This is a genomic window from Methanomassiliicoccales archaeon (assembly GCA_026394395.1).
Lineage (GTDB): Archaea > Thermoplasmatota > Thermoplasmata > Methanomassiliicoccales > UBA472 > UBA472.
On record JAPKYK010000003.1, the window covers coordinates 192,121 to 211,459 of the forward strand.

Annotated in this window: 17 protein-coding genes; 13 read left to right on the top strand and 4 right to left on the bottom strand. The window is 51.9% G+C overall.

Annotated elements, in window-relative coordinates:
• Positions 1–456 precede the first annotated feature (456 nt).
• From NT131_04710 to NT131_04720, 3 genes are all read left to right on the top strand, one after another.
• Complete coding sequence (locus tag NT131_04710) at positions 457–765, top strand: winged helix-turn-helix domain-containing protein (protein ID MCX6650941.1); 309 nt, start codon at positions 457–459, stop codon at positions 763–765.
• 382 nt (positions 766–1,147) lie between these two features.
• Positions 1,148–2,083, top strand: coding sequence for an ABC transporter ATP-binding protein (locus NT131_04715; GenBank protein ID MCX6650942.1), 936 nt, complete (start codon positions 1,148–1,150; stop codon positions 2,081–2,083).
• Positions 2,084–2,088: 5 nt separating this feature from the next.
• On the top strand, positions 2,089–2,928 hold the full coding sequence (locus tag NT131_04720; GenBank protein MCX6650943.1) for an ABC transporter permease: 840 nt from the start codon (positions 2,089–2,091) through the stop codon (positions 2,926–2,928).
• Positions 2,929–3,451: 523 nt separating this feature from the next.
• On the opposite strand, the gene NT131_04725 is transcribed toward NT131_04720, so the two are convergent.
• Entirely contained in the window at positions 3,452–4,456 is a 1,005-nt protein-coding gene (locus NT131_04725) for a transposase (GenBank protein ID MCX6650944.1), read from the bottom strand.
• Between the two features lie 629 nt (positions 4,457–5,085).
• Between NT131_04725 and NT131_04730 the strand changes: the two genes are divergently transcribed.
• The 9 genes from NT131_04730 (at position 5,086) to NT131_04770 (ending at position 13,787) form a co-directional block, all read left to right on the top strand.
• Positions 5,086–5,430 (top strand): hypothetical protein, encoded by a 345-nt coding sequence (locus NT131_04730; protein MCX6650945.1) that lies wholly within the window; start codon positions 5,086–5,088, stop codon positions 5,428–5,430.
• A gap of 910 nt (positions 5,431–6,340) precedes the next feature.
• A complete protein-coding gene (locus NT131_04735) occupies positions 6,341–7,651 on the top strand; it encodes an anthranilate synthase component I family protein (protein ID MCX6650946.1) in 1,311 nt (436 codons plus the stop codon).
• Positions 7,648–8,241: an aminodeoxychorismate/anthranilate synthase component II gene (locus NT131_04740; protein ID MCX6650947.1), complete on the top strand. Its 594-nt coding sequence runs from the start codon at positions 7,648–7,650 to the stop codon at positions 8,239–8,241. Before NT131_04735 ends, NT131_04740 begins: the two co-directional genes overlap by 4 nt.
• On the top strand, positions 8,238–9,230 hold the full coding sequence (trpD, locus tag NT131_04745; protein ID MCX6650948.1) for an anthranilate phosphoribosyltransferase: 993 nt from the start codon (positions 8,238–8,240) through the stop codon (positions 9,228–9,230). The genes NT131_04740 and trpD overlap by 4 nt, the downstream gene beginning before the upstream one ends.
• The gene (locus NT131_04750) at positions 9,230–10,027 is read left to right on the top strand and encodes an indole-3-glycerol-phosphate synthase (GenBank protein ID MCX6650949.1); all 798 of its coding nucleotides are present in this window, start codon (positions 9,230–9,232) and stop codon (positions 10,025–10,027) included. The genes trpD and NT131_04750 overlap by 1 nt, the downstream gene beginning before the upstream one ends.
• Positions 10,024–10,641: a phosphoribosylanthranilate isomerase gene (locus NT131_04755; protein ID MCX6650950.1), complete on the top strand. Its 618-nt coding sequence runs from the start codon at positions 10,024–10,026 to the stop codon at positions 10,639–10,641. Before NT131_04750 ends, NT131_04755 begins: the two co-directional genes overlap by 4 nt.
• Positions 10,638–11,810, top strand: a complete 1,173-nt coding sequence (gene trpB / locus NT131_04760; protein MCX6650951.1) for a tryptophan synthase subunit beta — start codon at positions 10,638–10,640, stop codon at positions 11,808–11,810. The genes NT131_04755 and trpB overlap by 4 nt, the downstream gene beginning before the upstream one ends.
• Entirely contained in the window at positions 11,807–12,610 is an 804-nt protein-coding gene (gene trpA, locus NT131_04765) for a tryptophan synthase subunit alpha (protein MCX6650952.1), read from the top strand. The genes trpB and trpA overlap by 4 nt, the downstream gene beginning before the upstream one ends.
• Positions 12,611–13,115: 505 nt before the next feature.
• On the top strand, positions 13,116–13,787 hold the full coding sequence (locus NT131_04770; protein ID MCX6650953.1) for a diphthine--ammonia ligase: 672 nt from the start codon (positions 13,116–13,118) through the stop codon (positions 13,785–13,787).
• Positions 13,788–14,286: 499 nt separating this feature from the next.
• Here the strand turns inward: NT131_04770 and NT131_04775 are convergent, their stop codons facing one another.
• Positions 14,287–14,940, bottom strand: coding sequence for a nitroreductase family protein (locus NT131_04775; protein MCX6650954.1), 654 nt, complete (start codon positions 14,938–14,940; stop codon positions 14,287–14,289).
• Positions 14,941–15,838: 898 nt separating this feature from the next.
• On the opposite strand from NT131_04775, the gene NT131_04780 reads away from it, so the two are divergent.
• Entirely contained in the window at positions 15,839–16,138 is a 300-nt protein-coding gene (locus tag NT131_04780; protein ID MCX6650955.1) for an ion channel, read from the top strand.
• Between the two features lie 655 nt (positions 16,139–16,793).
• On the opposite strand, the gene NT131_04785 is transcribed toward NT131_04780, so the two are convergent.
• Positions 16,794–18,020: a DEAD/DEAH box helicase gene (locus tag NT131_04785; protein MCX6650956.1), complete on the bottom strand. Its 1,227-nt coding sequence runs from the start codon at positions 18,018–18,020 to the stop codon at positions 16,794–16,796.
• Positions 18,021–18,101: 81 nt separating this feature from the next.
• The gene (locus NT131_04790; GenBank protein MCX6650957.1) at positions 18,102–19,304 is read right to left on the bottom strand and encodes an MFS transporter; all 1,203 of its coding nucleotides are present in this window, start codon (positions 19,302–19,304) and stop codon (positions 18,102–18,104) included.
• Between the last annotated feature and the right edge of the window lie 35 nt (positions 19,305–19,339).

A 19,339-nucleotide genomic window follows, 5' to 3' on the forward strand; every position in this document is an offset into this window, starting at 1 on the left:
ACGGGAAAGGGTTTTCCTAACCCCTTTGATTGAAACCAAAATATTAATGTCTGGCTAGTCTCGGGTTCGAATCCCGACGGATGCACATACTGATATATATTCCTTAAATAAAATAAGATGAAAAGGGTTTTATGAGCTGGCCCCGCGTAGCGCCCGAAAATTGATTTCAATATTTTCTTATCTGGCTCAAGTGACGCGTAGTCCCGGATTAGCCCACCATAACTCTCATCCTGTCGATATTCACAAATCTGCGAGAGTTTAAAACAATGGCAAATATAAAATTTAACGACGAGAGAGTTATTCAGAAGGATTAAAATTACAAATCAAAGCGGCCCCGCGTAGTTCGAAATGACAATCACCAATTGTTTTTAATCATGAATTGATGTTAGAGCAAGTCGATCATGGACATGGTCGAAGCGGCTAACCGCAACCGATCAGTCCATCCGGTGGGGAATCATGAAGACGATTCTATGGTGGTTGATCGCAGGTTCTAAGGGTGGCATCAACCGTGCAAGGATCATAGAGGCTCTCCACGGAAGGCCATACAACGCCAACCAGCTGACGGTGATGTTGGGACTCGACTACAAGACCATCCGCCATCATCTTAAGGTCCTAGTTGACAACAGGATCATCGAATCAAATACTGGTGAAAAGTATGGCACGATGTACTTTCTCTCCACGGAAATGGAGGGGAATTATAACCTGTTCATTGAGATATACAGCAAGTTCAGGGATAAACCAACTATGGTTAAAAGGGAGGAATGAGGATGGATCTGTCCGGTTTTATATTGGTTCCAATCGGCATTGAATTGGTCAACTTAGGTCTCTTGTTTGTGCTCATGCATATATTTTGGAAGAACTACCGTCGGTTAAAGTCCAGTTTCACTCGGGGTCTTTTGCTCTTCTCCATTGCTTTCTTTCTGAAAAGCATTATGAACACCGGCTATATTCTGATCATCGCATTTAACGTGATATCCGATGAGCATATGGTAGGGGGGATACTGCCTTTCGGGTTCAACGTGTTCGAGAGCATTGCGCTGATAATGCTGATAAGAGTCACGAACGAATGATTTGGGTGAGATTTGGGCCTAATACTGGCATTTTTCCTAATACCCCTTATAGAATAGCCCGCCCCAGGTAACTTACAATGGTTGAACCAATAGTAATAGAACACCTGAGCAAGGACTTCAACGGGTTCCGGGCGGTGGACGACCTGAGTCTCGTTGTCAAGAGAGGTTCCTTCGTCGGTTTCCTCGGCCCCAACGGGGCCGGGAAGAGCACATCGATCAAGATATTGACCAATCTGCTGTCGGCGACGAATGGATCTGCTAGCCTGAACGGAATAGACGTCGTCAAGCGACCCAAGGAGGCAATGGCACAGATAGGAGCAGTGGTTGAGACCCCTGAGTTCTATTCATACCTTACACCGACAGAGACACTTTCTTATCTGGGTGAACTGAGAGGGATGAGAAAGGAGGATATAAGGCGGCGAAGCACGGAAGTGCTGGAAACGGTCAAGATGACCGAATGGAAGGACAAGCGCATCGGCAAGTTCTCAAAGGGAATGAAACAGCGCATAGCCATAGCCCAGGCGATACTACACGAACCGCCGATCGTCATCTTGGACGAACCGACCTCCGGTCTGGACCCGAGAGGGATGTTCGAGGTAAGAGAGATACTGGTCGATCTGAAGAAACAAAACTACACCGTGTTCATGTCCTCTCACCTGCTTAACGAAGTACAGGATGTCTGCGACGAGGTCGCTCTGATTAATTATGGAAAACTATTGAAGAGCGGTACAGTGAGCGAACTGATATCGTCCAATAACTTCCGCAGACTAGAGGTCAAGATGAGGCAAAGTGTCAATATGGAACTGCTGAACAATATCTCAAAGATGGACAAGATATCCGAGCTGGAACCGGCCGGAGATAATATTGTCGTTATGATGTTGAAAGGTGGAGATGATGCCCAGATCGAACTGTTGAAAGAACTTCAAGGCCTCAATCTTGACATAATCTCATTCAAGGAATCTGGCGTGGCGCTGGAGAACCTGTACATGTCCCTTATCAAGGAATCGAAGTGATCTTCATGAACGAAACAAAGACAGTGAAAATTCGCGAAGTCACTTCGAACCCACCATCGGACGCGGCACAAGTTGTGACCGTGTTCAAGTACGACATATTGAAGTATCTGCGCAGCCGGCGGTTGATGGGGATGCTGGCCATAGATGCGCTGGTCCTGCTGCTCATAACCCTACTGCCGCCTCTTCTGGGTAGCGATTACTCGGACGATGCCGATTCGTTCGTCAGGACCTACGCTTCGTTCGGAACGGTCCTGGTCGTCATCGGAGCCACGTTCTTCGCCGGAGACGTCATTGTATCCGAATTCCAGAACCGCACAGGCTTCCTGCTCTTCCCCAATCCGGTTAAGAAAGGGACCCTTCTGATCGGCAAGTTCCTGGCTTCGGTGGCGGCGATGTTCTTGGTGCTCGTGATCTATTACGGCGTAGCGCTGTTGCTCGGGGTGGGCATCACTGGTGGTCTTTCCGTCAATGGGGTCGAATCACTGATGCTTGCGATGCCGTACTCAGTGGCGGCTCTGGCCGTTGGCTATCTGATAAGCACGGTGATGAAAGGATCGACGGGAGCGTTAATCTTGACGTTCGCCCTGTTCCTGTTCATCTTCAGCATCATAACGAGTGTGCTGAGCGCCAGCGGCGTAGACCCATGGTTTATTTTGTCCCAGGCGGGTCAGAGCATCACCGACGTCTTTGGTGCATCGACCTCAGACAACGGAGGAGGTTCTGGGTTCAGCATGAACTCGTACAGCGCGGACACCGGAGTCTCCATCGCAGTTATGCTGGCCTACACGATTGTGGCACTGGCCCTTACCTACGTATTGTTCAAGAGGAGAGAGATGGCTGCCTGACCGTCGCCAAACGCCCTTTGGGGCCTTTTTATTTTTTTCAGTTTATAATCAGTGCACCCACCGGTCTGCTTGAACATTTGATTTTCTGATTTGGATTCTTCCGGTCCAACGAGAACGGCTCATGTAGGTCATTCGATATTCTGATTTTTACTATCCTGAGAACATCTGCATACGATTTCAGTTACCAAGGACGGCATCACATTGATATTGATTGATGTGTGACTGTGAAACACCTTCCACTTCATTCATACACCATATGTTGAAGCTAGAAAATGCAACTAGGTAACAGATGACATAGAGTTATCGAATGTTAGATATCCTAAAATTGAGAACTCACCATCTTTTATACATTCGATTCTTCGAGGGTTATGGCTACAGTGATGATTTTACGAACAACATTCAATAGCATCATAGACCAGATTAAAAATGATGATTCGCCGCGTGTCGTGCTATCATCACGATGCGATGACGTCTGCAGGGCTTGTCCGCACAAAATCGATGATTCGTGGGCCCTGTTGCAAAACTAGTTTGACCAGAACTCCTTCCTCATGGCCAGCTGGATCAGGTTGAACAGGCAGAACTTGATCCGCACCTCATTTTTCCGAGCAGCTTTCGTCCAGCATCTCAGCCGATAACCGAGCAAAGCATCAATCATGCTGAACACCGTTTCGGAATGAGCGCGCTTCGCCGTTAACGCGGCGAAGCGCTTCGGCCAGTGCTTTGCGAAGCTGACCAGCTTCTGGTACAGCGTCTCAGGCTCCACGACCAGCTTGGCGTTCTTCTTGATCTTGTGAAAAGGCGTGGCACCGTGCTGCCTGGCCACGGCCAGGCAGTCGTTGCCCACGTAGGCGGAATCGGCCAGACTTCGTTTGGGGACGACGTTATCGGGCAAACGGTCCCAGACGTTCCAGGACGTCTGGGACTCGTGTACGTTCGAGTCTGAGAGGTAATAAGCCAGTATGACGAACTCGTCCACCTCGATGACGATGTTCGCCTTCACCCAGTCCTGCTTCGCGCGTTGGGCGTGCGGCGTCTCACGCCAGCCTCGCTTCCTGCCAGAGTATCCAGTGGCGTCGGTCGAGGCGACAACCTTCCTGGTCGGAAGGTCCGAGAGAATATGCTGGATGAACCGTTCCAGCACGACCGCGAAGCGGTCCGACTGGATCATCCGGCATAAGGTGGAATAATCTAGAATGGTCTCGATGGAATAGTAGTCCTGCATCATTGCCAGCATTCCTTCCGTCTCACGGAAGGTCAGGTCCAGCAGCTGCTGGACCAGGAATCCGATGAGCACGACGCACTCATCGTATGCTGGCCTTCCGGTCGGTCTCCTCCGCTGCCAGAACGAGAACTCATCGGCATGTAGGCGAATGGCCTCCATGGCCAGGCGGAGGCCGTTGACAGCCAGATCGTCGTATCGATCAAAATCCATTGTCACCTTCTCGAACTGGATCGAGAAGGTGTCAAGGTGCGTCTGCCCGGAAAAATTGAATATCGAGCGCGGTATCTCTATCATTGTGACTGTCAAACAACTACCATCCTGAACAGCTGGTATATGGTGACAGCCACACATATAAATTTCTATAACAATATAGATAATACAGAATAATTATATTGTCAGAGTGTCGGATTTAGTTTTGCAACAGGGCCGTTAATGATTGAAAAAAATAATAGTAAAGTGTTTGAATAGCCGGCCCTGCGAATTATTTGAATAATTGAATTTCAATTCTAATCATCTGGCTCAAGTGATGAGTGGTCTCGGCTGAGCTCATCACGTCTCTTATCAAGCTGACTTTGTCATTTGGTGAAGATTTTTTTCAGAGGAATTGAACGAACAATTGATGATGGACGCTCACGCGTCCAGCATTGGAAAATTACCGAACTCTTCCCGGAACCGACCTAATCAATGGTCAAGGTGAGGATACTATTCGATGTCAAAATGCAAATCGAGATAGAATGCAATGGTTGCGACGAGGTCATGACGTACGTTCGAGATCCATGAGCCCACGGTGCTTTCCTGGAGCGGATTAAGGATTATCGGAAGTTTGATCCGATGATACCGGGAGGGCGATGAGAATCTGAACTATCCAGTAACAATACACTCACTTTCACTGAACCGAAGAATACCCTTTTTATAGACAATCCATTACATCATTTATGGTCGCTGAAAAGTATTCAGTCGCTAACCCCGAGATTCTTTTTGATGGAAAGGTTCTGACTAACAAGGTTCTGCTAGCCCAATGTGACATCTTAACGCACAAAATATCTGTAGGAAGGGGTGAATTTATCGATGGCCTGAAAGAAGCAAGCTATTTCCTGAAGATTCTGATGGATCCGGAAGCTGAGGCTACTCTCTATGAGATTTTCAATAAGGGGGTTGTAGAACTGAAGGTCACAGATCCGGCAACCATGCATGAATACCAATCGAAGGTTTTCATTAAACAAATACCGTTGATGGGATATGAACAGGTTGTTACTCTAAAGCTCGTTCATTCGGATTGATGTCAATCCACTTCTGCGAACTGAAAATAGAAGTCCTCGAGCTTTCGGGAATCAATTTCAAGCTGAAGGACTTCCGGCGGCACGTAGTTTCGCTAAGTAAAGCAACAATTTTTTCTACCTCGTTATTAATTAATAAATCATAATGTGTATATAATAATAAAAATGATAAAGGGTTTATGTGAAAAACCATCTGATTGAAATGTAAACTTCAATTACTGGCTGTCGTGTTGGGTAAATCCCTTCCCCCGCACCAGAATAATAGGGGTTATAGACATCTTTTTAAAAATATCACCTCCTCATCAAACCGAGACTGAACTAACCTTTTTATGATTGCAAGAAGGTGTTAAGTTATATCCTGACCTCGACAGTTGATCGTATCGAATTCAGTAAAATTTAGTCATTATTCGATGCTGGGCGCACGAGCGTTCAGCGGAATGGGTAGAAATTAAGGGTGTCCTCAACATTAGGTTGAGTTTGTGACAAAACAATCCATGCTGAGTCGTCCTCAGCCTGGACTATCTATGCACAAATTACAGCAGGGTTGAGGACTCGTTTAAAATCTGTTTGGCCACCTCCTCGAAGCGGTGGCCAGAGATTCGATCAATCAAAATACTGTGCCTAAATTGTCTGATTAACTGTCAAGGTTAGGTTATCATTGGGAACGCCATCGTCGTTCTCCTGGGCTTGCAGATGATGTTCTCCCGTGGCTGGATGTCTAAGGATTCCTCCGCAGAGCGGCCTTGGCCGAGATTACTAGGCAACATCGTATTCCGCGCACTGATCCCTTTTGCCTTCCCAAAGTGGTCTTTCGATCGTTGTTTCCGTCAAAACGCATAGCCTATAATAATAATCTACTGTATTATTAAAATCAATAATGCTTTTATATGTTCATTAATGTGCAGACATCTACATGAATATAGCGCCGAAGATCGTCTATGAAGAGGTCGACCTGCACCTGTCGCCGGCCGAAGCCTTCTCCAGGCTGCGGCAGGGAGCGGAGGCCTCTTTCCTGTTGGAGAGCGCGGAGGGGGCCTCCCGCACCGTCGCCTATTCGTTCCTTGGCGCCTGTCCTAGGGAAATCGTACGGAGCGATGGCGGACAGGGCGTGGAACGGTTACGCGAGGTCATGGCCACCAGGGACCGCACAAGGTCCCCGTTCCCTTTCATGGGCGGGCTGGTTGGTTACTTCTCTTATCATCTGGTCAATGCGGTGGAGCAGGACCTGCACCTGCGGGACGGGGGATTCCCGTCCTACGAGCTAGGGTTGTACGACCGAGGCCTGATCTACGATCATTCCGCCTTCAAGGTCTATCAGTTCCATTCGGAGGGCGAAAAGGGAATCGCTCTGCCCGCCGAGGTGCCGCAAGGGGAGAACTTCCGTTTGCTGGAGCGCACATCCGGGACCACCGAGGAGGAGTACGAGCGCGGCGTGGGGACGCTCAAACAACGGATCAGGGAGGGCGAGGCCTTCCAAGTGGTGCTCTCAGGACACGAGGAGTACCGCTTCGCCGGGGACCCCTTCGGGCTGTACCTCAAGCTGAGGCAGGTCAACCCATCGTCCTACATGTTCTACCTGGACTTCGGCCAGCGGAAGGTCCTGGGCTCCAGTCCGGAGACGCTTGTTACCGTGAAAGGAAGGGAAGTGATTACCTATCCCATCGCCGGGACCCGGCCGCTCGGCTCTGACCTCAAGGAACGACGGAGCAACCGCCGGGATATGCTCTCCGACGAGAAGGAGAGGGCCGAACACATCATGCTTGTGGACCTGGCACGTAATGATCTGGGCAAGGTCTGCGAGTACGGATCGGTGGAGGTCGCGGACCTCATGCGGGTGGAGGAGTACAGCCACGTGCAGCACATGGTCTCTCGGGTGCGGGGCATATTGCGGAGCGACCGGGACGCCTTGGACGCCCTGGCCGCGGTCTTCCCCGCCGGGACGGTAAGCGGCGCGCCTAAGCACCGGGCCATGCAACTGATAGAGTCCTTGGAGGGACGGGGAAGAGGGCCCTATGCGGGCGCTGTTGGCTACCTGTCCGATAGCGGGGACGTGGACACGGCGATCACCATACGGTCGGCCTTCGTGAACGGCGACCGCATCTCCCTGCAGGCTGGTGCGGGCATCGTGCTGGACTCCGTCCCAGAAAGGGAATTTCAGGAGTGCCAGAGCAAGCTAGGCGCGATGCACCGCTCTCTGCAGATCTGCCAGGGGGGAGGAGCGTGAGACCGCATGTGCTGCTGGTCGACAACTATGATTCCTTCGTCTATAATCTGGCACACTCCCTGGCCGCGGCCGGCGCTGAACCGCATGTGGTCAGGAACGACCGGCTGGACCTGAAGGCCGTCGAGGGGAGGTATCATGGCATCGTCATATCCCCGGGCCCAGGGCACCCGGCCAACCTCAGAGACTTTGGCATGTGCGTGGAGCTACTTCGCACACTGTCCCCGTCCATCCCCACGCTCGGCGTCTGCCTGGGACATCAGGGTATTGCCCATGCCTTCGGCGGGAAGGTGGTCCGGGCACGTACTCCCCTCCACGGAAAATCCACGCCCATCAGCCACGATGGCCGGGGGTTGTTCCGGGGGCTGCCCTCGCCGCTGATCGTGGGAAGGTATCATTCCCTGTGCGTGCAGGAGGAGGACCTCCCCTCGTGCATGGAAGTGACCGCCTGCAGCGAGGACGACACGGTCATGGGCCTGCGCCATCGTCAGTATCCGATAGAGGGGCTGCAGTTCCATCCCGAATCGGTGCTCACCGAGCGCGGGCAGGACATCGTGGACAACTTCGTCTCATCTTTGGAGCGAGGGGCATGACCCAGGCCGAGAGGACGGTCCAGGCGCACCGTTTCGCTTGCGAGATACTCAATCAGAAGATATCCGACCAGGTCATAGCCGAGCGCCTGAAGGAGATGGTGCGCAGGGGGGAGAGCGCCGAGGACCTCATGGGCATGATATCGGTGTTCTACCCCCAGTGCAAACGGGTGGTCACGAAGCATCCTATGGTCATGGACCTGTGCGGCACCGGGGGCGCCCCGGTACGGACCTTCAATGTCAGCACTATCAGTTCCTTCGTCCTGGCCGCGGCCGGGGTCCCAGTGGCCAAGCACGGCAACCGTTCCTCGAGGGGACGTTGCGGCAGTGCCGACATGTTAGAGGCGCTGGGCGCAGACATCTCCCCCGGCACGGAGCAGACGACACAAATGCTGGACCGGATCGATTTTACCTTCCTCTTCGCCCCGGCCTACCATCCGGCCATGCGCCACGTGGTCAAGGCGCGAAAGATGGTGCCCGTACACACCGTCTTCAATGTGATGGGGCCGTTGATGAACCCGGTGCTGGGGCCCCGCCGGCAATTGCTGGGCGTGCATTCCCCGGCGCTGCTGGACGTCGTGCCCGCGGTCCTGGACCTTCTCGGAGTGGACCGGGCGTTGGTAGTCCATGGCCAGCCGGGAATGGACGAGGTATCACCCTGCGGCGCCACTCAGGTGGCCGAGCTCAGGGGCGGCACCGTCGAGAGGTACGAGATAACCCTGGAAGAGATAGGGATGAAACCTTGTCAGCCCAGATCCGTTGGCGAGCTGGCCCTCCAGGCGGCGGCCCGCTGTTGTACCGATGTGCTGCGGGGTCGTCGTAACGAGCGCCGGGACATGGTCCTCATGAACTGCGCCTGCGCCTTCTTCGCCTTCGGCAAGACCAGCAGCCTGGCCTCGGGGCTCTCCTTGGCGGAGATGACCATCGACAGCGGGAAGGCCTTCGCCAAGATGAGGGAATATGTGATCGCCAGCAGCAGGGGGGCGTCGTGATGCTCAGCGACGTGGAGGACCGTTTGTCGCTGCTGGTGAGCAACGCCCAGGAACTGGTGGGATGTGGTTTCTATTCCGATCCTGCGGTGCGTCCTGGCGGATCGCCCGGGGCCGGCCCGGCCTCACTGACCAAGGTGGTGAGGGAGCACCCTTCCTTCCCTATCCTGGCGGAGATAAAGCTGGCCTCCCCCACCGCTGGACGGCTCGGCCCGCACCTGGCCCAGGAACTGATCGACGACTACTGCCAAGGAGGGGCGGCCGCCCTGTCCGTCATCACCGAGCCACGGTACTTCAAGGGGTCGCTCCGATATCTGGAGCTGGCTGCACGTACCGGCCTGCCAGTGATGATGAAGGACTTCGTGGTCGATGTCAGGCAGGTGGAGGCCGCCGCCCGTCTGGGCGCTTCGGCCATACTGCTCATCGAAGGAATATTCGAACGTGGATTGGCTTCCGGGCGGGACGACCTTATCGAAAAAGCCCACCGCCTAGGGTTGGAAGTGGTGCTGGAGGCGTCCGACCTGGAGGAGGTGCAGGGGGCGATGACGTCCGAGGCCGACGTCCTGGCCTTCAACCGGCGGGACCTGCGCACCTTCCGCCAGGGCCCGGATGCGCTCGGTGAAGCCCTGCGCCTGATCGGGGAGGGCGGCCGACCGGCCATGGCCATGAGCATGATGGACACCAGGGAGGACGTGTGCCGGGCTCGGGACCTGGGCGCTTCCTGCGTGCTCATCGGCTCCGCCCTGAGCGGCACGCCCAGCCCACGGGACAAGCTGCTGTCGCTGAAGGTGGGAAGATGACCGCGATCAAGATATGCGGCATGCGCCACCGCGCCGACCTGGAGAGCTGCCGTGAAGCCGACTACCTGGGATTCGTGGTGTTCACAGATTCGTCGAGGAGCCTGGACCTTGGTACTGCCTCGGACCTCATGTCCTGCTGCGGCAATCTGAGAGTGGTAGTGACCACGGAGACAAGACGGAGGGAGCTGGAAGGGATAGTCCGCCGGCTGGACCCGGACGCTCTGCAGCTGCACTCACCTTTTGACAGGAAGCTCCTGGAGAGCACGAGGGATCTGGGGGTCCCGGTGTGGGGGGTCATGACCGTTCGCCCCGGAGCCTGCCTTGACCGCGAGGCCTTGAACTCCATTCATGCATTGGTGCTGGATTCCCCAGGGAAGATGCCTGGGGGCAACGGGCAGGTCCATGACTGGACCCTGAGTCGGGCCATAAGGGACGAGGTGGATCCTCTGCCGGTGGTGCTGGCCGGGGGGATCACCCCCGGGAACGCCGTAGATGCCGTGAGGAAGGTGTCCCCCTTCGCCCTGGACGTGTCCAGCGGCGTGGAGGGGGAGGCGGGGAAGGACCCCGTAAAAGTGAGAGAGCTGATCATGAAGGTCAGAGGTGAGGACGGATGAAGGACAGGTTCGGAATTTATGGCGGACAATACGTGCCGGAGGTGCTGGTGCCGGCCTTGCAGGAACTGGAGAGGGAATACGTCGCCGCCAGGGCGGATCCCGAGTTCGTCAGGGAGCTGGATGACTTCAACCGTCATTACGGCGGGAGGGAGACCCCCCTGTACTTCGCCAAACGATTGACGGAGATGTGCGGCGGGGCCAGGATATACCTGAAAAGGGAGGACCTCTGCCACGGCGGGGCGCACAAGTTCAACAATGTGATGGGACAGGCGCTGCTGGCCAAGCGCATGGGGAAGGGACGCCTCATCGCCGAGACGGGGGCGGGTCAGCATGGGACGGCCACGGCCATGGCCGCGGCGGTGCTGGGGATGAGGGCGGAGATATACATGGGAGAGAAGGACGTGGCCAGGCAACGCATGAACGTCTTCCGCATGAAGCTCATGGGGGCGGAGGTGCACGAGGTGCGCTCCGGCTCCCGGCTGCTGAAGGACGCGATAAACGAGGCGTTGCGGGACTGGGCAGGAAGCGTGGAGAGCACCTACTATCTACTGGGCACGGCGGCCGGACCGCATCCCTATCCCACGATGGTCCGGGACTTCCAGAGCATAATCGGACGGGAGATAAGGCATCAGCTGATGGAGGCCGAGGGCCGTTCACCGGACCTGCTGGTGGCCTGCGTGGGAGGGGGGAGCAATGCCATAGGCACCTTCCATCCGTTCATCGAGGACCGGGGGGTGCGCATGCTGGGCGCGGAGGCGGCTGGTGACGGTCTGGAGACCGAACGCCATTCGGCCACCCTGTCCCGGGGCGAGGTGGGCGTGCTGCAGGGCTGCAAGTCCTATCTGCTGCAGGACGAACATGGCATGATCAAAGAGACCTACAGCCTCGCCCCAGGTCTGGACTACCCGGGCGTGGGTCCGGAGCATAGCTTTCTTATGGATATCAAGCGGGCGGAGTACGTCGGAGTGACGGACGCACAGGCCCTGGAGGCTTTTGTGACGCTGTCCCGGGTGGAAGGCATAATACCGGCGCTGGAGAGCGCCCATGCCGTGCATGCCGGGATGCGGGAGGCTTCGGGCATGCGCCGGGACCAATTGGTGGTCATCACCATTTCCGGCCGCGGGGACAAGGACCTGGAGACCGTGTTCGGCCTGGGAGTGGTGGGATGAGCCGGCTGAGCGAGGCGTTCGCCGAGGCGCGGCGGGAAGGCCGGACGGCACTGGTCTGCTATCTCATGGCCGGCGTCCCTTCCCCCGAGGGCTTCATCGACATGGCCATGGCCTGCCTGGAGGGCGGGGCGGACGTTCTGGAGATAGGCATACCCTTCTCCGATCCGTTGGCCGACGGGGCGGTCATACAGGAGGCGGGGGTCAGGGCGCTGGAGAACGGGGTGACCCCGCCCATGGTACTGGAAATGGTGAGACAGCTCCGGGGAAGGACCACCAGGCCCCTGGTGCTCATGGGCTACTACAACCTCATATTCCGCATGGGGGAGGAAAGGTTCGTCTCTGCCTGCTTGAAAGTGGGAGCGGAAGGCGTCATCGTACCCGACCTACCATTGCATGAAGGCGAATCACTGCGTCGTACATGTTCGCAAAAGGGTTTGGACTTGGTGCAGTTGAGCACCCCCCTGACCCCGGACGATCGTAACCATGCGCTGATGGATGCCACATCCGGTTTTCTGTACTTAGTTACCCGCACTGGTGTCACCGGGGGAGGGGTGGTCGATACAAATGACCTCCGACGCATGGTGGAGCGGGCCAGGAAGGCAAGGGATGACGTTCCCTTGGCCGCGGGTTTCGGCATCTCCGGACCAGAGCATGTTCAGATGGCAAAGGAGGCGGGCGTGGACGGAGTGATCGTAGGTTCGTCGTTAGTAGCGATGACGTTGAACGGTTCTTCCCCGACCGAGGTCCGGAACGCTGTTAGACGATTGTCCGTGGCATGCGGTCGGGGGGCTATTATATGATCAATGGGTGCTCATTCTGTAAAATTCATTTATTAACATTGTTAAAATGAATACTAACCTTATTCTGAGCTGATTTTTTTATCCTGAATTCGACAGTTGATCTTGAGAATATTCACTGCTTTTAGAATTTGACAGATGATTTTTCGGTGTTCTAACCTCATCGAAAACGCCCGTTTTCGGGCGTTTTCAACTAGGTCGAACACAGATATTCAGCCAAAATGGCCTTGTTGACCGCGTTGAAGTTCGAATAGAACCTCTTTTTAGCCCGTTGCCCATCGAAACCACCGTTTGTCCTGAGATCGACACTTGGTCGTGATAATTTTCAGAGAAATTGAGCATCTATTGAATTCAACGAGATCGACTGTCGAAGTCAGAATAGAGAACCAAAACAAGAGATGTACCTCCTGCTATACTTGAGGTTCGTATGCTACAACATTAAATCGTAATGAATAAATATATATTCCCAATAGAACCTTAGAAATATCAACGCCGATAGTTCAAGTTAATGAAGTTCAAGAAAATGAACAATAAAAATACTGCATGCAGCTGGAGTGGCGGAAAAGACAGTTGTTTTGCATTAATGAAAACTATTCAAAATGGTTATACACCTAAAATTTTATTGAATGTATTGAATGAAGAAGGAAAGATTTCCCGGTCACATGGTATTCCTTCGGCTATATTACAAGCACAGGCAAGTGCAGCAGGGTTGCCCATTCATTTCATCAGCAGCAGTTGGAAAGATTATGAGAAAAAATTTATTGGCACCTTGCAACTATTGCAAAAGCAGTATCAATTACAATATGCGGTGTTTGGAGATATTAATCTACAACCGCATAGGGATTGGGAAGAAAAAGTATGCGCCGATGCGGGAATAAAAGCCATTTTACCACTCTGGCAACAAGACAGCAGAAACTTGATGATGCAAATGATGAGCAGCGGCATCGAAACAATGATCGTCAGCTGCAATGAAACATTGGGCGAGCAATTTTTAGGAAAAATTATGAATGAAGAACTCACCGATGAATTAGATACACTAGGTGTTGATGCCTGCGGTGAGAACGGCGAGTTTCATACTCTTGTTTTGAATTGTCCCCTGTTCAAACAAAGGATTGATGTTGTCGTTAAAAACAAACTGAAACAGGAAAAGTATTGGTTCACAGAATTAGTATTGCCTTAAAAAATTGGCTCCAACCCCATTCATGCGGGTATGAGGCTTCCCAGGATCACCTGCGAGAGATATTGCTTCTTTATGCCATTGCTTTCCAATCCTATTTTCATACATTCGGATTATGCTGATAAATCGGAGAAATACGTCATCCCCTCCACCTTCTTCCAAGGGAAAATCGAGAACAGTTCAGAAAATGGTCATTTTCAATCTATATACTTATCATAATGATTGTGAGGTAGGCTTTTTTCAATTCTATATATTACCCCCGCACTTAGATTTATTTAGTATGGCTGTGGAAAATAGTGGTTCGATTTATTTATCCGCATCGAATAAATGTAAACATCTAGACCGCTATCCTTTAGAACATGGGAAAGGGGGCATTAGGTTGAGTCATGTATTGATATTATTAGGGGATTTCGTATATTTCGATGCTTTTTCATAAATACTAATGACGCCAATCAGCTTTTCCAGTAATCCCCTAAGTAGATATTGACACTTTTATGAGTGGTCAAATCCATCTTGTAACCTCGTCCATTGATGGCCTTTTAGATAGTGCAGGGGAAGCATCTGGGTAACCGAGTAAGCAGCCATCTAGGGCATACTCCCCGAAAGGAATGCCGAGGAGCTCACAGAACTCCTTGTCCTCAGCCATCCGTTCGGTGATAGAGAAAAGTTGGAAGCCAAGTCCAAGGGCGTTGGCCTTCAGCCACATGTTCTCCAGGCAGTGGGCCAGGGAAAGCTGTGCCACATCAGGAACACCTCTCTGTTCGGCTACTACGACATAGTACGGCGCCTTCCCCAGGTTGGGTGGTCCTTGCTGGCTGGTCATCCTCAGCATGCCAAGGTACCGCTCCCCACGACTTCTTTGAAAAGCATCATGCTGCATCCGTTCCCCCAGCTCTTCGGACAGGATGGCACCTCGATGCTTCATTAGTGAGATTACTTTAGCGGTCGCATCACTTTCCCGAGGGATTATCACGAACCGTCGAAAGTCTTCTCGGGTTACGCTGAGCTGGGCATAAGGAGCAAGGAGACCGGCCTGAAGGACCATCTCTACCAAAGGTCTTGGAGGGCTCTGTGCTTTGAACTTGCGGACCGTTCGTCTTGAATCAATCAGATGATCAAGCACCTGGTTCTGCTCTTCAATGGTGAATGAGGTCATAATTATATCCCTTTCCACATACCCGATTAATCAATGATATCTTTATTCTTCGGCATTAAACATCTTACTCTCCCCCAAGTAGGATTGGTTTGAAACTACTAGTTTATCTTAATTTCCGATGAAATTTAAAGTTTAGAATTAACCTTTTTTACATTTTATAGCATTAAAAAGAATCTCCTTTTTTTAAAAAAATAATTTTACTTATGATTCCTGAGATAATAATTCTATTAATTTTAAGTCTCATGATTCTATTCTTTATAGTTCAAGGGTTCGAATCCTTTCCCCTGCCCAATTTTTATAAATATTTATGGATAATTAGATTTTCGTAGACACCTCTCATATACTATCAATAAGTACAAAATAATATAATTGAGTTATATACTAGGAAAATTGAACCTCATGATTTACAAAGAGGATAGATTAAATCATTATTATTCGAGTAGTGGGGTTTTTGATTTTTTTCATCAGCTCATCCTTCATTCTAACAAACTATCAAAGATCATTATTCTAACATTTTTTTCAATTTTCCTCATCGTTCCATTATTGGGCGGTCCGAATGAAAGTACAACACGTCAATTAGAGTCAATTACAGTCTTCTCCGGGCTGACCATAGTCTTCAGTCTGATGATCATAGTCGTACACACATTTGCAAAAAGACAATCGGACCCAAGACTCAAGAAAGCTGGTTCGGGAATCATTTTAATAATTTCAATACCAATCTTGCTCTATCTTCTAACCATCATCTTGACATTCTTGTTAGGTTTAGAGGTAATCGTGGTGCTTAGGGCGATCTCATCGGTAGTCATCATAATCCCCCTCATACTGATCATCATGATTCTGGTCGAATCGGTAATTCGGCAAGGGATTGTCAAAAAAAGAGTCGAGAGTGCCTTTGGGCTTGATCTTCCTGACCATTGTATTGATAATATACACATTTGCCACGGTTTATTACGTCAACGGTCTATTAGAAAAGGCTGATCCAGCGGGCGATTTCTTAAGCACTAGCGTGATCAATGTCAGTTTTGAGGATTCGATGTATTATAGCGGTCTCATTTTTACAACGCTTGGTTCATCAGAAATCATCCCCATCGGCATTGGTCAAGGGGTCACATTGTTCGAATCCGTCACGGGCTATCTAGTGCTAGGCTTCCTTACTGCCATATTCATTCAAGCAATCATTACTGGGAGAGAAAAATGAAGGTCTGCAAAATTCCCACTTTGTAAAATCAGTGCCATTGATGGATATCATCTGGCGAAAGTGGGAAACCTTGAGGTCCATTGCAGCCAATATTATATTACTGTGGGGTGGTTTTCGAAAATAGGCCCAAGCCCCCGGGGTCCTTCATTCTATTATCAGGGATTATTGCACTTATAAAGGCATCAACGGTCTGCACGGACACGAAAAACATCTTCGGCAAGGCTTAAAATTGTGAGTTTTCAGTAGCATATTAATATCGATCTGTACAATCATTTTTTTCGTGTTGGCAGGACTTAAGATTCTGTCCCTAGCGGTTCAAGGGTTCGAATCCCTTTCCCCGTAATACATACCTATTATACAAGAGAACAAGAAAGTAAGATATAGATATTGTATAAATCTATTTTTTATCAATTGAAGACAAACGAATTAGAGAGTTATTATATATGATATATATTTATAAATAAAAAGAAATGGGTTTAAGTCGATAATCCTCTGATTAATTAAAAAAATTGACTTACTGGTTATCGTGTCGGACAAATCCTGGCGCCCGCACTTCAACAATTTCAAGCTGCCTCGATTTTGATTCTATCGAAGGGGCTTTATTGCTGGTAGGGAACCAGCTTCTTTTTGCTTTCCCAATACAGATGGAACTCCCTTACCTGTTGTACGCAGGTCTGTTCCGGTTCGTCCTTGTGGGCGGGCTCGCTGGCCCTCTTCCTCGGGGAGCGTTATGGATGGGAAAGGGCCTCTTGATCTCGGGTTCAGGCCGGTGCACGATCTCTATGTCTAACAAGTCAATGGGCTTGCCGGTCCTGCGCTGGATGTCCCTGATCATGCCGCGCTCCTCGGGCAGGAATATCGATACCGAGGTGCCTTCCTTCCCCGCCCTGCCCGTGCGTCCGATGCGGTGAATGTAGGTGTCCGGATCGCTCGGCGCGTCGAAATTGATAATACAGTCCACGGCGTCGATGTCCAGTCCGCGGGCGGCTACGTCAGTAGCTACCAGTATCTTGATTGAACCGTCCTTGAAGCTCTTGATGACCCTTTCCCTCTTGTTCTGGGCCACATCGCCGTGTATCGCGCCGACGCGGTAATTGTAGGCCATTAGCTTCCTGGTCAGCTGATCGACCTTGTGCTTGGTGTGACAGAACACAATGGCCTTGGGATTGTTCGTGTCGAGGATGGTGCAGAGCGTGTCGCGCTTAGAGTCCTTGTCCGATATGATGTAATATTGTTTGGTCAGGTCCAGGACCGGCTTATCCTTGGAGACCAGTATCTCCTGGGGGTTGACCATCTGATGCATTGCCAATTGTTTAATATCCGGCGACATGGTCGCGGAGAACAGCAGCGACTGCCTCTTCCTGGGCACCTTCGATAAGATGAAATTGATGTCCCTGATGAAACCCATGTCCAGCATACGGTCCGCCTCGTCCAGTACCACGACCGATATCTTGGAAAGGTCCAGGTCGTTCCGGTTAATGAGGTCCTTGGTCCGGCCAGGTGTAGCCACTACGATGTCCACACCCCTTCTGAGCTTGGCTATCTGAGGCTCGATGCCCACTCCCCCGTAGATGGGGATGCATCTGTGACCGGTGAACTTGGAGAGCTTGGTAAGCTCCTCGGAGACCTGATTGGCCAGTTCCCTGGTGGGAACCAGGACCAACGCGGATGCGAACCGCATCCCGGGCTTGATGTTCTCCAGTATTATGGACCCGTATGCGCCGGTCTTTCCCGTCCCGGTCTGGGCCTGGGCGAACATGTCGCCGCCCTTGAGGCCTAACGGTATCGCTTCTATCTGCACGGGTGTGGGCTCTGTCCACCCCATGCCGTTCATTGCCCTGATGATCTCCTTTGAGATCTGTAGATCTGTGAAAGTTGTCACGATGTTCACTCTATGAGGAAATTGAAAAACGCCCTGTAAAAAGACGAATTTGATTTCGAACAGTGGTTGCGATTTCAGTATTTAAATGTGCGTACTAACGGTGATGGGTACGTGCATCTTCAACGCGAAGATGACAGCCCCTACGATCAAGAGGACCGCTGCCAGGCCGAAGCCGGCCATGAACGATATCGCTCCGATCATCATGCCCGTCACGAGCGGCCCTAATGAATGGCCTATGTCCATGACCGAGCTCAGGACACCGATGGAGGACCCATGGGACGACGAGCCAGCTATCTCCGTCACCAGGGCGGAAGTGGACGCCGTGACCGTGGCCACGGTGAGCCCGAACCCTATGGAGAGAACGGATAGGATCAGGATGTTTGAGGATATGGGCATGAGCGTCATGGTGACCGCTCCCAATAGCAGACCGGCGACGATGAACTGCACCCTTCCATGTTTATCGGACATCCTTCCCATCAATGGCTTGGCCATGAGCATGGCTACGACCTGAATGCCCATTACAAAACCTATTTCCAGCGCGTTGAAATGAAGCATGCTGCTCATGTAGATGGGCAGGAACGTCTCGAAGGCGCCCATGGCAAAGTACTGCAGCGCCTCCATCGAGGATGTGACCATGATCTTACGCTCCTTTACCACATTTTTTAGGGCCGAGATCATAGACCCTTCGAACTTTTTGGCGTGGGCGGTCGCCCCCTTCCCCTCCCAAGGAACAAGCAGAGAGAACACCAGGGCCATGACGGCGGTGATGCCGATGATCAGGTAGAGGGAGAAGAAGCTGGTATAGAAGAGCAATGTCCCACCGAGGAAGGGCGCCATGAACCTGCCCACCATAGTGAACGAGGAGTAGGTTCCCATGGCTTGGCCTCTGACCGATGAATCATAACGGTCGGCCACCGCTGCCGTGGCCACGGGCATGAACATCGCGGTGGCGAACCCGTGATAGAACCTCACGAGCGCCAGCTGCCAAACCTCGGTGATGAAGAGGTAAAGGAATGGGGCGGTAGCGAATATTAGGAGGGAGAGGGTTATGATCCGTGCCCTACCGTGCTTGTCGGAATAGGCACCGGCAATGCCGCTGACTAGAATACCAGGGATCGGACTGATGGCAGAAATGAGCCCAATCTGCGCATCAGTGGCACCGATGTGGAGCGCCAGCAACGGCAATGCAGGATTCTTGGACATTGTGGAGGATAATATTGCCAGCGCTGCCAATGACCCAAGGATGAGAAGGAAGCGGCCGGCGGTGTCCCGTTTGCTTTCCACATATTCGCATCGACGATTCCTTATTTATGATATCT

What these genes read in the sequence shown, in the direction of transcription:
- NT131_04710 (MCX6650941.1), top strand. Translation starts at nt 457, where the DNA reads ATGAAGACGATTCTATGGTGGTTGATCGCAGGTTCTAAGGGTGGCATC.
- NT131_04715 (MCX6650942.1), top strand. Translation starts at nt 1,148, where the DNA reads ATGGTTGAACCAATAGTAATAGAACACCTGAGCAAGGACTTCAACGGG.
- NT131_04720 (MCX6650943.1), top strand. Translation starts at nt 2,089, where the DNA reads ATGAACGAAACAAAGACAGTGAAAATTCGCGAAGTCACTTCGAACCCA.
- NT131_04730 (MCX6650945.1), top strand. Translation starts at nt 5,086, where the DNA reads ATGGTCGCTGAAAAGTATTCAGTCGCTAACCCCGAGATTCTTTTTGAT.
- NT131_04735 (MCX6650946.1), top strand. Translation starts at nt 6,341, where the DNA reads ATGAATATAGCGCCGAAGATCGTCTATGAAGAGGTCGACCTGCACCTG.
- trpD (MCX6650948.1), top strand. Translation starts at nt 8,238, where the DNA reads ATGACCCAGGCCGAGAGGACGGTCCAGGCGCACCGTTTCGCTTGCGAG.
- NT131_04750 (MCX6650949.1), top strand. Translation starts at nt 9,230, where the DNA reads ATGCTCAGCGACGTGGAGGACCGTTTGTCGCTGCTGGTGAGCAACGCC.
- NT131_04755 (MCX6650950.1), top strand. Translation starts at nt 10,024, where the DNA reads ATGACCGCGATCAAGATATGCGGCATGCGCCACCGCGCCGACCTGGAG.
- trpB (MCX6650951.1), top strand. Translation starts at nt 10,638, where the DNA reads ATGAAGGACAGGTTCGGAATTTATGGCGGACAATACGTGCCGGAGGTG.
- trpA (MCX6650952.1), top strand. Translation starts at nt 11,807, where the DNA reads ATGAGCCGGCTGAGCGAGGCGTTCGCCGAGGCGCGGCGGGAAGGCCGG.
- NT131_04770 (MCX6650953.1), top strand. Translation starts at nt 13,116, where the DNA reads ATGAAGTTCAAGAAAATGAACAATAAAAATACTGCATGCAGCTGGAGT.
- NT131_04775 (MCX6650954.1), bottom strand. Translation starts at nt 14,940, where the DNA reads ATGACCTCATTCACCATTGAAGAGCAGAACCAGGTGCTTGATCATCTG.